The following is a 12,939-nucleotide window of genomic DNA, read 5'->3' as shown; positions in this document are numbered from 1 at the left end:
GGCGTCCGGGGGCACGTCCGCGGTGGGGGGTGGGTTACACCGCGGCCGAGGTCGCCGCCCGGCAGCTGGAGAGGCGGGCACTCAGGAAGCCCGCTCTCTCTGCTGGCGGGCTGGTCAGGCAGCCCGCCGATCGGCGTCGTCCGAGGTGACGGCATCGGCCAGGGGGCTTTGGCCACTGCCGCGCCGGCGCGTGGGCATCGCGCCGTCCTCGGGGTGATCGACGCCGACATCTGTGTGCCCGTGGGGGCTGTCGGTGCCGCTGGATGTCGCTTCCTCGCCCGTCACGTCAGGGCCGTCGGCAGGCTCGCCGGTGTCCCAGCTCCTGGCCAGTTCCTCAGCCAGCGAGGTGTCGGAGATTCCCTCACGCTGCTCACGGCGGGTTCGCCGGAAGGCCGAGGTCCCCCGTGACAGATCGTGGCCGAGCGCCTGGGCCTCGACCTCGACGGTCGTGCCCGTCTTCCCTTCACGCTCCCAGTTCTCCACCCGGAGCCGGCCGAAGACGACCACTGGGTCTCCTTTGTGGAGACTGCCGGCGACGTTCTCGGCGAGGGTGCGCCAGCAGACGATCGTGACGTAGGTCGTATGGCCGTCCACCCAACCGCCCTGGTTGCGGTCGTAGCGCCGCGGGGTCGATGCGAGCCGAAAGGACACGAGCGACGTGCCGCGATCTGAGCGGACGAAGCGCAGCTCGGTGGCGACGTTGCCGGCGATGGTGATCATCGTCTCGTTCATGGGGCGACCCTTCTTCGTGATCTGTGGTCACCACCTTGGCCCGGATCGCCAGCGGCTCGGCCCGCCCGCACCCGGGCTGTGGACAAAGCCGCCGAACCGCGATCTGTGGACAGAAAACCGGCACGCGCTAGGCGGGTACTAGTCTGTCCGCGTCCGGCATGGCCACTACGCTCTTGCCGCGACGAAGCAGGATGCGGTCATTCCGACGCAGACCAGCGCCCGTAGCTCAGCGGATAGAGCACCGGACTTCTAATCCGATGGTCGGAGGTTCGAATCCTCCCGGGCGCACCCGCTCTGACCTGCGAATACGTCCCGCCTGACAGCCGACTCCAGCGCGTCCAGGCCAGTCTGGCCCCTCCCCGGGGTGCGGGACGGGGTGCGAAACGCAGACTGCTGGTGCGACCGGCCCCCTAGGGCGTGTTTCAAATTCGGTGGAGCCAGTCGTTGATGGTGCTGATGTGGATGGTGGCTTCGTAGCGGACGGCGAGTTTGTCGTAGCGGGTGGCGGTGGCGCGGTGGCGTTTGAGTCGGTTGATGCCGCACTCCACGGCGTGGCGCCGGCTTGTAGATCTCGGCGTCGAAGGCCGGAGGGCATCCGCCGCGGGAGCCTTTCCTTGCCCGGTTGGCGTCCTGGTCGGCCTTGGACGGGATGGTGGCCTTAATCTGGCGACGGCGTAGGTAGACCCGGTTACCCACGGCGGTGTAGGCCTTGTCCGCTAAGACACGCACCGGCCGGGTCCTGCGCCGGCCGCCACCGGGGCGGGCCACCCGGACCTGTTCCAGGACCCGAATCATCTGTGGGCTGTCACCGGCCTGGCCGGGGGTCAGGACCAGCGACATCAACATCTGGTTCTGCTCACATGCCAGGTGCAGCTTGGTCGACCACCCGCCACGAGAACGCCCCAGCGCATGGTCGGACGGCTCAACCGAAACCCCGCCGGGCGGTTCGGCCTGAAGGCCGGGGCAGGTCCGAGCACCCGCGGCGTGTTGGTGGGCCCGGGTGATGGTGGAGTCCACGCTCAAGTCCCACCAGATCAGCCCCGCCGCATCAGCCAGCGCCTGCAGGCCGGTCAGGATCTGGGCCCAGATCCCGGCGCGCTGCCAGCGGCGGAACAGCCCGTACACCGCCTGCCAGGACCCGTAACAGGCCGGGACGTCGCGCCACGGGGCGCCGACCCGGACCCGCCACCGGATCCCGTCGATGAGCTGCCGTTTGGTCCACTGCGACGGCCGGCCCGACCGCGAAAGCGCAGGCAGCAACGGCTCCAGCACAGCCCACTGCGCATCGGTCAGGTCGAACCGCCTCGTCACCGCTATGGTGGCCACGAGGTCTCCGGTACTTCAGGTTCTTCTTGGTCGATGAACCCTCTACCGGAGACCTCTCTTCATGTCGATCACGACACGCGACAACCCCGCCACCCAGCCGAACCGACTTCGCAACACGCCCTAGTCTCCCGAACCTACTTCTCGCGGCTCGGCGCCGCCGTTCGAGGTGAGCCAGATCGTGGCCATCGCCGCACCGTACAAGCGGCACCGACACCTCAGCAGGACTCGAGCGGTGCAACCTCCAGTGGCTTGCCGAGCAGCCCACACCGCACGTCGACCGATCCGCGGACCTTTCCGCTGTCCAGTTTGATGTGTTGTTCGAGTTGCTCGGGGTACCGGTCGGCCACCCATCGTGATCTGGCGCACGTGGCCCTCAGATGCAAGCCGGCGGACGGCTTCTATGGCGCTCACCTGGTTCGCGATCACTGCGTCGACGACCCAGCCCGGCCCTGTGCCTGAACACGCCGGCACCGGAAACGGCTCCCCGGTCAATGTCGCGACCTGCAACGGAGACAGCAACCAGGCCTGGACCAGAAGCTGAAGGTATGCGCGCCCCGGGCGGTGATCGTCGCCGCGGCGCTACCGTATGCCAGTGAGCGTTGATCCGGTAGCGCACAACCGCGCCGCGTGGGACCTTGAGGTCGAAAGCGGCAACGAGTGGTCCCGCCCGGTCACCCCCGAGACCGTCGCGCGGGCACGCGCCGGTGACTGGTCCGTCGTGCTCATCGGGTACCGGCCGGTCGACCGGGCGTGGTTCCCCGCCGACCTGTCCGATGTAGACACTCTCTGCCTGGCCTCCGGCGGTGGGCAGCAAGGCCCGACGCTCGCCGCGGCCGGCGCGCGGGTCACGGTCTTCGACAACTCACCGCGTCAGCTCGCCCAGGATCAGATGGTCGCGGAGCGCGAGGGTCTGCAGCTGCGCACGGTACTGGGCGACATGCGCGACCAGTCGGAGTTCGGCGACTCCTCGTTCGACCTCGTCCTCAACCCGGTCTCGAACCTGTTCGTGCCCGAGCTCGCACCCGTGTGGCGCGAGTGCTTCCGCGTGCTGCGGCCGGGCGGCGCGCTGCTGTGCGGCTTCCTCAACCCTGACGTGTACCTGTTCGACCACGAGGCCATGGACACCCGCGGCGAGCTGGTCGTCCGCCACCGCCTGCCGTACAGTGACCTGACGCACGTCCCGGCAGAGGAGCGCGAGCGGCTGTGGGGAGCCAACGCGCCGCTGGAGTACAGCCACACGATGGCCGAGCAGATCGGCGGGCAGCTCGCCGCCGGCTTCGTGATCACCGGGTTCGACGAGGCCCCGCACCATTCCGACGCCACCGCAGGCTGGCTGCCCGGCTACTACGCCACCCGCGCCCTCAAACCCTGAGAGATATGGGCTACCGCGACGTCCGCCGCGCGACGGGCGTCGCGGTAGCTCGAATCCAGGATTTGTCTAGAGCGAGCGGGCCAGTCGGTTTACGAGATTGGCGACGTGTCAACGGGTTGCACCGGCCCAATCGTTAGGCAAACCCGCACCGTCAGCTTGGGAATCTGAGGTGCGTCCCGCTTCGATCGCTTCCCACGCTCGGCGGAACGGCCCGGGAGTCACCGCGAGGGACCCCTTAAAAGCCGTGGCGGAAAGCACGGCAGCTAACCCATGCTCACCTGTTCATGTCAGTCCATGCAGGCGCGTTCGGGCGCGGTCCCAGGCGCTCAGCTTGCGAGACAGAACACATGTCCCACTGGATCGGTGTAGACCCGAACGTGCGACTGCGGTTGCCACGGTGCTGGGGTTGCGCCAAACTGCGACTGCGTGCACGTGGGCTACCGCAAGGTCATCAACGTTGAAGTCGAGGTGCAGCATCATTTGCTGGCTGTTGGGCTTGGTCGGCCAGTTCGGCGGCTGATAGCTCGGCTCCCCCTGGAACGAGAGCTGCGTGCCGCCGCTGGGGTTCTTGACGGTTGACCAACCCGGGTCGTAGTCGCCGATCGGCCATCCAAGCAGCCTGCTGTAGAAGTCAGCGAGCACACGCGCGTCCAGCGAGTCGAGGACCACACCGGACATGGTGATGGCTAGAGGGTCAGTTCCAGCGGGATCGTTCATCACGTCTCCTCGACGGTTGCAGGCGATGTCGGTCATGCTTACCAGTCGTCAGCGACACCCCTGTCCGCAGTGGCCGTTGCATGCCGTCGGCGCGCCTCAGAGGGCTGGCGGCGCGCCCGTCTGTAGAGGAAATCGATGGCCAGGCTTCGCCCAGCGCTGGCATGGTGACCCGATGGGCCCAGTCGAGCGTCCGGGCGAGGAAATGGTTATCGAGCAACGAGCCGGCACGGCATGGCAGCGCGCGTCGGCGTGGAGGTGGGCGTCGGCTGACACCGATGCAGTGGTCGAACGGATCCGGCACTCACTCGTCCGGACCCGTTCCGCTGGCGGCTCGATTACGCGGCCGGGACGGCTCGGATGGCGCGGCACGTTGTCGAAGGACCTGCTCAGATCCAGGTCTCTCCAGGCACAGGACACACGCCGTCGGTGTCTGCCTGTACCGTCGTGGGCCTCGTGTTCCGAGTAATCGTCAAGGAGGACGACCTGAGCTGGACCGACCAGGCCGGAGTCCAGAAGATCCTCGCCTGGATGGCCACCATCATCGCCGGACACACGACCGGCATCGCCCCGGCCAGCGGCACCGAGGCACGGACCACGCTGAAGGAGAACGAGGACCCACTCGGGTGCGACATCGACGCCCTGCTGCAGGACCTCGAAGCACACCCCGAGGCAGACCTCGCCGACTACCGCCGCCGAGCACACGCACTCAAGGACCGCGTACTAGCCCTGCTGCTTGACCAACTCGAAGCTGGGAAACTCGGACCGCGTTGTACGGAGGTCGTGTCAACCCTTGTGGCGTCGACGCGGAAAGCATGAAAGGGCCGGCTGGCTTGGCCGGTGTCCTGCATCGAGTCGCGCAGACCCGGGGGCCGTACGCTTCCGCGGCTCGGGCTGGTTCTTGGCTTGCCCGTTGTGGCCCGAGGCGGTCCCCCGGTCTTAAGGACCCGACCCGAGGGAGGTGGGTAAAGCCTGCTGCTCCGACGACCACCTCAGCCACGGTCCCCTGGGCCCGCTCCCCCATGGGCCGACCGGCGGTCCGACACGCCAGTGGCAAGCGCGGTAGCGCTCGCGGATCCAGGGCGTCCCCCACTGTCCCCAAGCCCCCGAACCGGCCCGCATTTCGTCACCGGTACAGCGGAATGCGCTCGCCTTCCAGTACACCCTTGTACGCGTCGATGATCTTGTTGATCTCCGACTGGTAGTACACGACGTGCATTCCCAGCAGGAAGAACAGGAGCAGGCCAAGTCCGCCCGACGCGCTGGCCTGTCGGCCGGTAGAGCGCTGGTGGAGACGGCTGCGACCTGGCCGCTTGGAATCATCACCGACAAGCTGGTGTCGTCGTCGAGCCGAGCGGCGCGTCCGACCGGCGGGAGAGCAGCCGCTACCTGATGTGTCGGAGCAACGTGGCCTTGCGCCGGTCGGCGACGGGTTCGCGGGCGTCGCTGATCTTCTGCTTGACGCTGGCCATGGCCCCCAACATTGCTTCGCCTCGAATCGACGCCCGCTAGTCCGAGTCCGGCAACCACCTCTCGCGTTCTGAGCCCGCTGTCGTTTCCGTCCAAGACGGTCGCCGCTGCCGCGATCTAAGGTGGACCGAGCAGTTCGCCCGATGATGAGGAGACAGCACAATGCGTGACGTGGTCTACACCTGTTTCATGTCGCTCGACGGCGTCGTGGACTCGCCCGGCGGCGGGCCGAGCGAGGAGCACCGCAGCGGCGGCTGGGTGGTCAAGGACCTCGAGTTCGTCCCAGAAGCCTGGTCGCTCAAGGGCGAGGAGCTCGCCGACACGACGGCGTTGATGTTCGGCCGTCGCAGCTACGAGGCCTTCGCGCCAGTCTGGCCCGGCTCGGAGGACCACGCCGACTACAAGGAGCTGCCCAAGTATGTGGTGTCGACCACGCTGTCCGACGATGCCCTCGTCGACGGGTGGGGTCCGACGACGATCCTGCGCTCCACCGAGGATGTTGCCGCGCTCAAGGAGGGCGACGGCGGCGCGATCTTCATCCACGGCAGCGCGGAGCTGGCCCGGCGGCTGTCCGACGCAGGCCTGATCGACCAGTACAACCTGCTCGTCTTCCCCGTGCTGCTCGGTGCCGGGAAGAGCCTGTTCGGCCGAGCCGACCGCGACAAGCAGATGCTGAGGCTACGGGAGTCAGAGAGCTATTCGAACGGAATTCTGAAGCTGGTCTACGACGTCATACGCTGATCCAGGTCGAGGGCGATCGCGCCGCCGGTGCCCTCGCGAAGCTGCCTAGCGGTGCGTCCGACGAACGAGCGCAGCGCCCGTGCCAGGTGCGGCTCGTCGAAGTAGTCGAGCTTGGCGACGACCTTGGCGGTCGGCTCGCCGGCCGCCAGCAGCTCCGCCGCGGTGCGGGCCCGCTCGATCTGCCGGACGGCGCCCCGCGTCAACCCGGTCGCGGCGCGGAACCGGCGTTCGACCGTGCGCGCCGAGACGGCCGGGCGGCGGCCCCGCAGCACCTCGGCGACGAGCGGGTCACGGACCACGATCCTGGCCCGGACTAGCCGCTCGACCAGGGCCTCGGCGTCGTCCGGTCCCGGCGTCTCCCAGCGCGCCCCGTCCAGCCGGAACGTCCGGCGCGTGCTGTCAGGGAGTTCGATGCCGCCGTCGACCAGAGCCGGCGCGGGCACCGCCCGCAACGAGGTGCCCACGGCGAACTCGATGCCAGTGAAGGTCGCGCCCACCGGCACCGGCGCCGTGCCTGTCCGGGTCTCGGGGCCGGTGATGGCCGCGTACCCCCGGCCGTCCTGCTCCCAGAACACCAGGCCCCAGCGCACCCCTGCGACGGACGTCATTGCAGTGACCTGCTCGCTTGTGCAGGTCCACACGGTGTCGACCCACGGCGAGTCGGACCAGCGCGTCTCGAACCGCAGTCCCACCTCGGGGAGGATACGCCGCCGGCTTGACCTGTCGATTTCCGAAGTGGACTGCACGGATGATCGGAGTCCTCTGCACGAATTCTGGTCGGGGGCGGATTTCGGCCACAGAATGGTTTTGCCCGCCGCCGGGCGCGCCCGCGCCCGGCGGCGATGCAGAGTCGGCCGGGACGTCGGTCACCACCGATGTAGTTCTCCAGGTCGCCTGCGCTAGGGGCCGTCAGACGATGCACTTCGTTGACAGCCGGCGCAGCCGAGATTGCCGATGACGAGGATGCGGGACCAGGGTCAACGAAGCATAAATACGGACCGCGCAGCACCGCCTCCTACTGACGCAACGGGGTATGAGAATGTGACCCCTTCGACTTCGAACTCCCCCAGATCAGATGACCTCGATTGATCCGCTCAACCGCGGACCTACTGACCGATTCGGACCCAACCCCGACACCTACGAGGGATAGACGAACGCTCACTGTGTGGGCGGCGGGGCGTCATGTTCGGCCGAACGTTGACCTACACCAGGCTTCGCATGGCGATGCATCACGCTGCAGGTCGGCAACGTGGATCTGCAGCGTCGGCGCTAGACGTGCGGCGGGCGTTCGCCGCTAACCGCGCTCGCTTGCCGCCGCCGCCCCGCCGCGTTTCGTCGAGCAGCTCGCCGAGGACGTCCTGGAGCCGCACAGGCCGCTCGTCGACCGCCTGGCCGAGCAGCTCGTCCAGCACGGCACCGTCACGTTCCCCCTGCGCCGAGCGACCCCGGTTTAGATACTTTCGGCCACTTTGGGTGGTGACGGGAGGTCCGGGCAAAGGCTCGGCCCCGTCGGACGGTCAGCCGTCCTGGTCACGCAAGCCGGCGACCCGTTCCCGTTCGTCAGCGACCCGTTCCCGTTCGTCAGCGACCCGTTCGCGTTCGTCAGCGATCCGTTCGCGTTCGTCAGCGATCCGTTCGCGTTCGTCGGCTCTGTCGGCCCGCTGGTCGGCGGCACGTTCTCGTTGGTCGATGAGGCGCTCACGCTTCTCCGGGCCTAGCCGCCATTGATACGAGGCGTCGTCGCGAATCCTTGTGCTCTTAGCGCGAATTTCTGCCTCGGCCATCCGGATTTCCTTGGCGTCGCACCGCGCCTCGGCGGCCAGCTCCCGCTGGTTGGCGGCAAGTCCGCGCAGATCTTGAGCCTCTTCACGCAGGCGAATCAATTCCTCGCGTGCCGGCTCGTTCACGGGTGCATCGTCCAGGCCCATATCGTCGATGGTACGCATCGTGCTTCTCTACCATGCGAAAGACCTTGGCCAATCGCGACTTTTGAGTCGGTTTTGTCACAGCGGGTTGAGGTCGACCGATCGCTGGCTCTAGCGCGGGTGGGCTCCCTACTGGAGGGCCTGCCAGATTGGGGCCACGGCGTACAGCTGATCAAGGATTGCGCAGTCAGACCCCTGCCTGGGTGGCTGCCGAAGGCCCTTGCCAGTGACTCGGACCTCACAACGTCGACGGTGTTCGTCCGGTTTTCCGGGGCCAGTCCGGCCGTTGATGGCCTGGCCGGATGCGGGGCGTGGAGAGAGCGCCATTGCCATTACGCGTTCGCGTGCCGGCAATGGCGCAATCCGTCAGGACTCCGGCCCCAGAGGATCGACGCCAGGCGGAGGTGCTGCCGGACCATGGGCCACCCTGGCGAGGAGCTCCTGGGCCGGCACGACGCATTCTGGGCTCGCTGCCATGACCATCGCGGCCTCGGCCCGTACGGGATCGGTGTCAAACGGGACGATCAGGAGATGCACGTTGGGAGGCTCGGGAAAGGCCACCGTGAGCAGGGCGGTCGGCTGAGTCGTGTACCAACCCACCCTGACCATCCGGCCCCGGACCCGGATCCGCCCCAAGCGGTCCTCCCAGCCCTGCGGGGCGAGCATGAGGCACTCGGAGGAATCGCCGCGCCACTCGTCCACGTCGACGATCAGCCCCGGGAGTTCGATGAGAGGGTCGTTCGACCTCGGCCACCACGCGCCATGAACCAGCGCGCGCCGAGAGAACGCCGGCCCCCGCCTCACACGTGCACCGACGACCGGCGGCTCGGCGTCCCAGGGCCGGGAACTACTGGCCATCCAAGCCACGAAGGAGTCCTTTCACTGAAGAGCCGGCCGGGTAATGGGGCAGGCTGGCGAGCGAGAAGCGCCGCCCCCTGGACCGGCCGACGCGAAGCTCCTGAGATCGGCTCGGCGCGCCACTGCAACACCGCGGTCAATGTGCGACAACCGAACGGGTCGCCGACAAACTTGCGTGCCTACCCGACGAGCGCCAGCCCGCCGAACACGAGGAGCTAGAACCCTCTGACCAGTAGTGATTGCCGGAGCCGTTTGCGAGTGGGTCGAACCCTCGTAACGTCGGGACCGGGTTGCCCCGGGGGGCTTGCCACGACTTCGGAGGTGTGGTCGTCCCCTTTCCGAAGCGCATCGGGGCCCGGGGCGATCCCCTGGCTCTCGCCGGTGCGCCCACGCCTTGTCGATGCTCTCCCCCAGCCGGGGACAGTGAGTTTCGCACAGCAGCCTCTGCCGGCGATCAGGCCGCGAGCCAGCTGTGCAGCCAGACGTCGTCGGCTTCCTCACCGTCTAGCAGGCGCGCACTCGCGTACCGGTTGAGGACGGAGGCAGGCACACACCACTCCCTGCCATCCCAAGGCCACAACTCATCGGGATCCAGCTCGTACTCGGCCAGGTCGAGAGTGTCGGGGAGGCGGACTTCCAGTAGCTGGTCGCCGATCGCTCCCTCGTCCATGGCGACAGGTCGGTCGGAGACGTATCCGCCATGCGATGTCGGGGTAGCGAACCCTGCGCCCTCGGGTGGGCCGAAACCCTCCTGGAGAATCAGTTCTGCCACATCGGTCATGTAATACAGCTTCACCTGCTGCCTCCGGTCCTCAAGGTCTACGGAGGAAGCACGGTTGCTGACCATGTATCCGCCGTGGCACGCGACGACGCGCCTTGGCTTACTTGGCGTACGTGGTGGGCCCACCGCGATCTACCTGATCGGCGGCCCTCTCCGCCCCAGACTCCTCTTGCCGTGGCCAAAGGTCAACCAAATTCAGGCATCACTGCCCTTTGGCGCCTCGCCGGCGAGGCCTCGTAGGCGCGTACACATGGTTCAGCAGCGTCTCGGGCAGGACGGTTCGGCTCACGACCTCACCGGCAAGGGCATGTAGGTTGAGCCGATGGTTTCGGGCGTAGCCACGAAGAGCATCGAAGGCCTGATCGACGCCCAGTCCTGACGACTGCGCAAGCATCCCCTTGGCCTGCTCGATGACGACGCGACTTTGCAGAGCCCCCTGCAGTTGTTCACTGCGCTGCCAACCCTGCTGCGCCGACCTGGCCAGACAGATGCCAACAACGGCAAGGTCAATGAGTCCCTGGGCCAGGCGGATGTTGCCATCCGTGAACGCGTTCGCGCTGGTTGCAAGGACCGAGACGGCGCCAAGGCTGGCGTCCGCGGACACCAGTGGCAACGCCAAGCTCGCACCATCCCCGCCTGGACAGCACAGACGGAGAACGCCACCCACCTGCTCGGGGCAGCCACATCGGGGTCTAGAACTGGCATCCGTGAGCGGTGGGAGTCCAGTCCCGGCCCGGCGTCTGCTTGCATCTCGAACAAGTCCGTCAACCCTGCACGCTCTCCCGCTGACGCAACGAGGCGGAGCCGCGAGCCAAGGCCGCAAACCATCACGCCCACGCCGACAGCCTGAAACAATCCGCCGGCCCGCCGTGCCAGGAGCTCAGCGACATCCTCTCGCTTCTCCTGCCGCATGCGGAGCTATCGGATGGCAAGCCACTTGGCACGGGGCGTAGGTCAGGCGTCATTGGCGGCTCCCCCTCTCCGGAGAAGGTCCGGCTAACCGATGGGCGGGCATGCCACGGTAGCGCCAAACAACGCATCTGTCACAACGTGTAGTTCTTCGGCTACACCTCCTGTCCTGGCTCGGGCGCCCGGGCGCGGATGGGCCGGTCCGTTAGGAGCGTGGCGGCTTCGAAGCCTAGGAAGGTACTTCCGAGACGACATGGGCTCGACCACGTGCGCGTCGGCCAGCGTCGCGAGGGAAACCATCACCGGTGACGCACGTAGGCGACTACCCGGGGTGCGGGACGGGGTGCGAAATGCCGTCTGCCGGTGCTCGCCACGAGGCTCATGAGAGTGATCTTGGTGGCAAAGCTGCAGGTGAGGGCGTTGTAGACGGTGCGTGTGATTCTTCTAATCCGATGGTCGGAGGTTCGAATCCTCCCGGGCGCACCCGCTCTGACCTGCGAATACGTCGCGCATGACCGCCAACTCCAGCGCGTGCAGCCCGGCCTGACTCCTCCCCCGGGGTGCGGGACGGGGGGCGAAACGCAAAGGGGATCGCTGGACTGGTCGGCGGTGGCGGCCTTGCCCCAGGCGTCTTGCCCACCGGTCACCACTTCTTCCCACCGGCTACGGCGCACCAACCGACCACGTACCGGTACTGGCCGACCCTGGCATACCTCAACTCAGCGCTCGGGTCGCAGGAGATCGGCGTCCACGACGCACTCACCCCGCGACAGGGTCATTTCTGACATTCGCTGACTCCGCCCGCCGACGTGCCTCCGAGCTGACGACATCTCGGTGCAATCACCTGGTGCACCGTGCCTTCGCAAAGGCTGCGCACCAGGCCATCGTGCTGACGTCAATGTCTCCCTGTGTGCTTCACGTGGCTGCGATGCCGTCGTACGGCTGCGACCGTTCCCGCCACACCAAGCCCGACCGCGACAGCGGCAACTGTGGGCGGCTTGATATGCATCCTGCTTGCTACCTCTCGCATCTCCGATCTCGATTGGCAACGCCCCGACCTGCCACGCCAGTAGGTCAGCGGGTCCGACGCGGCAGGTCCCTCGACGGGGCCTTCAGGCACGCAGCCGCTCCATTTCCCGCCCGTGGACGGCGAGCGCATAGATCACGAGAACGTCGATGGCGATCATCACCAGTGACCAGAACGGGAACGCCGCGAGCGTGAGGAAGTTCGCGATCATCCCGAGGGCCGCCACGCAGATACCTACGTATCGCGCCCACCGCTGACCCGCGAGTACCGCCAGACCAGTCAGCACCAGCAGCACGGCAAGCCCAACATGGACCCACCCCCACCCGGTGTAGTTGAAGGAAACGACAAGCCCGGTGGACGGAACAACGAAGTACGTCGTTCTGAGAAGAGCGGTCAAGCCCCAGATTCCCTCGAACACGCCCGCCACGATCAGCACCGCGCCCGCGTACATGATCCAGCCGAGCCCGCCGGCAGCGGCCGGTCGTACCTGTTCGGCTTCGCCAGGCCCGCGTGCTGCCGGCGCTGCCTTGGGCGAGGTGACTGTCTCACTTGGCGGCGAGGCCTGCTCTGGTATCTCTGCACCTTTCTCCTGCGCCTCGGCGCCGGTGTCACGGCGCCCCATGTCAGTCATGGCACAACCCCCATTGGTTTTCCCTTCCAACGGATCGGAAGGTCCTCCACAACGCTACTGCGAAGCGCGGGCACCGCCTATCGACCGAAATCCGATCTCTCAGCCGAAAATTCGAAAAGTCGCCCCATCCAACTGGTCAAAAATGACGTCCTTACCGAGGGCCAGGATAACCGGATCCACAGACCGACACCCGATCGTCAGATGACGCTTACCATTGTCTCAGCAGAATAAGTCTAGAAACGGTTTTCGCTGGGCCTCGCAGTCACAGTCATGGAGCTCGCGCACACCCGTTGAGAACGCCTTGGCTTGCAAAGATCCCGGCGCGCATCAGCCACTGATTGTAGGAAATCGTGGACTACCCATTGCTCGGAGCACCCGGACATGGGCTGCTGGGCCAAGGCCGGATGGCTTCTGTTCGTGATCGTCCTCCCGTTCCTCGGCGTCCTGGCGTAC

The 12,939-nt window shown here is 66.9% G+C and carries 12 protein-coding genes, 1 tRNA gene and 1 pseudogene; 5 read left to right on the top strand and 9 right to left on the bottom strand.

Going from position 1 to position 12,939, the window contains the following annotated elements; translation table 11 throughout:
• Positions 1-114 precede the first annotated feature (114 nt).
• Complete coding sequence (ssb, locus tag BLU27_RS17270; RefSeq protein ID WP_092654710.1) at positions 115-732, bottom strand: single-stranded DNA-binding protein; 618 nt, start codon at positions 730-732, stop codon at positions 115-117.
• Positions 733-947: 215 nt separating this feature from the next.
• Here ssb and BLU27_RS17265 point away from each other — a divergent pair.
• Positions 948-1,020 (top strand) — tRNA-Arg (locus BLU27_RS17265).
• Positions 1,021-1,154: 134 nt separating this feature from the next.
• Here BLU27_RS17265 and BLU27_RS17260 read toward each other — a convergent pair.
• Positions 1,155-2,043 (bottom strand): IS5 family transposase gene (locus BLU27_RS17260; protein WP_172805110.1). Its coding sequence is split into 2 segments (ribosomal slippage): positions 1,155-1,292 and positions 1,294-2,043, totalling 888 coding nucleotides; the frame shifts between segments, so codons are not numbered across the junction.
• A gap of 607 nt (positions 2,044-2,650) precedes the next feature.
• Here BLU27_RS17260 and BLU27_RS17255 point away from each other — a divergent pair.
• Entirely contained in the window at positions 2,651-3,430 is a 780-nt protein-coding gene (locus tag BLU27_RS17255) for a class I SAM-dependent methyltransferase (protein ID WP_241827486.1), read from the top strand.
• A 282-nt stretch (positions 3,431-3,712) separates the two neighbouring features.
• On the opposite strand, the gene BLU27_RS17250 is transcribed toward BLU27_RS17255, so the two are convergent.
• Positions 3,713-4,183 carry a VOC family protein gene (locus tag BLU27_RS17250; protein WP_197681473.1) on the bottom strand — a complete coding sequence of 157 codons (471 nt, stop codon included), beginning with the start codon at positions 4,181-4,183 and terminating at the stop codon, positions 3,713-3,715.
• A gap of 417 nt (positions 4,184-4,600) precedes the next feature.
• On the opposite strand from BLU27_RS17250, the gene BLU27_RS17245 reads away from it, so the two are divergent.
• Complete coding sequence (locus BLU27_RS17245; protein ID WP_157728614.1) at positions 4,601-4,963, top strand: hypothetical protein; 363 nt, start codon at positions 4,601-4,603, stop codon at positions 4,961-4,963.
• A gap of 813 nt (positions 4,964-5,776) precedes the next feature.
• Positions 5,777-6,355: a dihydrofolate reductase family protein gene (locus BLU27_RS17240; protein WP_092654707.1), complete on the top strand. Its 579-nt coding sequence runs from the start codon at positions 5,777-5,779 to the stop codon at positions 6,353-6,355.
• Here the strand turns inward: BLU27_RS17240 and BLU27_RS17235 are convergent.
• The 6 genes from BLU27_RS17235 to BLU27_RS17210 form a co-directional block, all read right to left on the bottom strand.
• Complete coding sequence (locus tag BLU27_RS17235) at positions 6,337-6,963, bottom strand: helix-turn-helix transcriptional regulator (RefSeq protein WP_241827485.1); 627 nt, start codon at positions 6,961-6,963, stop codon at positions 6,337-6,339. The two genes, BLU27_RS17240 and BLU27_RS17235, sit on opposite strands and share 19 nt — an antisense overlap.
• A gap of 909 nt (positions 6,964-7,872) precedes the next feature.
• The gene (locus BLU27_RS29175; protein WP_157728613.1) at positions 7,873-8,301 is read right to left on the bottom strand and encodes a hypothetical protein; all 429 of its coding nucleotides are present in this window, start codon (positions 8,299-8,301) and stop codon (positions 7,873-7,875) included.
• Positions 8,302-8,646: 345 nt separating this feature from the next.
• Positions 8,647-9,138 (bottom strand): DUF5994 family protein, encoded by a 492-nt coding sequence (locus tag BLU27_RS31315; protein ID WP_422386107.1) that lies wholly within the window; start codon positions 9,136-9,138, stop codon positions 8,647-8,649.
• Positions 9,139-9,592: 454 nt separating this feature from the next.
• Positions 9,593-9,934: a hypothetical protein gene (locus BLU27_RS17220; RefSeq protein WP_157728612.1), complete on the bottom strand. Its 342-nt coding sequence runs from the start codon at positions 9,932-9,934 to the stop codon at positions 9,593-9,595.
• A 187-nt stretch (positions 9,935-10,121) separates the two neighbouring features.
• On the bottom strand, positions 10,122-10,538 hold the full coding sequence (locus BLU27_RS29170; RefSeq protein ID WP_157728611.1) for an ANTAR domain-containing protein: 417 nt from the start codon (positions 10,536-10,538) through the stop codon (positions 10,122-10,124).
• A 1,402-nt stretch (positions 10,539-11,940) separates the two neighbouring features.
• Positions 11,941-12,486, bottom strand: coding sequence for a DUF7144 family membrane protein (locus BLU27_RS17210; RefSeq protein WP_197681472.1), 546 nt, complete (start codon positions 12,484-12,486; stop codon positions 11,941-11,943).
• Between the two features lie 381 nt (positions 12,487-12,867).
• On the opposite strand from BLU27_RS17210, the pseudogene BLU27_RS31310 reads away from it, so the two are divergent.
• Positions 12,868-12,921 (top strand): annotated as a pseudogene (locus tag BLU27_RS31310) (hypothetical protein); the annotation flags it as partial.
• Positions 12,922-12,939: the final 18 nt, after the last annotated feature.

This window comes from Actinopolymorpha singaporensis (assembly GCF_900104745.1).
Taxonomy (GTDB): Bacteria; Actinomycetota; Actinomycetes; order Propionibacteriales; family Actinopolymorphaceae; genus Actinopolymorpha; species Actinopolymorpha singaporensis.
The sequence above is the reverse complement of the archived record's forward strand: the minus strand, read 5'-3'. Positions and strand labels throughout refer to the sequence as shown.

Excerpts from the sequence above, each read along its gene's own strand:
- ssb (WP_092654710.1), bottom strand. The coding sequence starts at position 732 with ATGAACGAGACGATGATCACCATCGCCGGCAACGTCGCCACCGAGCTG.
- BLU27_RS17250 (WP_197681473.1), bottom strand. The coding sequence starts at position 4,183 with ATGACCGACATCGCCTGCAACCGTCGAGGAGACGTGATGAACGATCCC.
- BLU27_RS17235 (WP_241827485.1), bottom strand. The coding sequence starts at position 6,963 with ATGACGTCCGTCGCAGGGGTGCGCTGGGGCCTGGTGTTCTGGGAGCAG.
- BLU27_RS17240 (WP_092654707.1), top strand. The coding sequence starts at position 5,777 with ATGCGTGACGTGGTCTACACCTGTTTCATGTCGCTCGACGGCGTCGTG.
- BLU27_RS29175 (WP_157728613.1), bottom strand. The coding sequence starts at position 8,301 with ATGCGTACCATCGACGATATGGGCCTGGACGATGCACCCGTGAACGAG.
- BLU27_RS17210 (WP_197681472.1), bottom strand. The coding sequence starts at position 12,486 with ATGACTGACATGGGGCGCCGTGACACCGGCGCCGAGGCGCAGGAGAAA.
- BLU27_RS31315 (WP_422386107.1), bottom strand. The coding sequence starts at position 9,138 with ATGGCCAGTAGTTCCCGGCCCTGGGACGCCGAGCCGCCGGTCGTCGGT.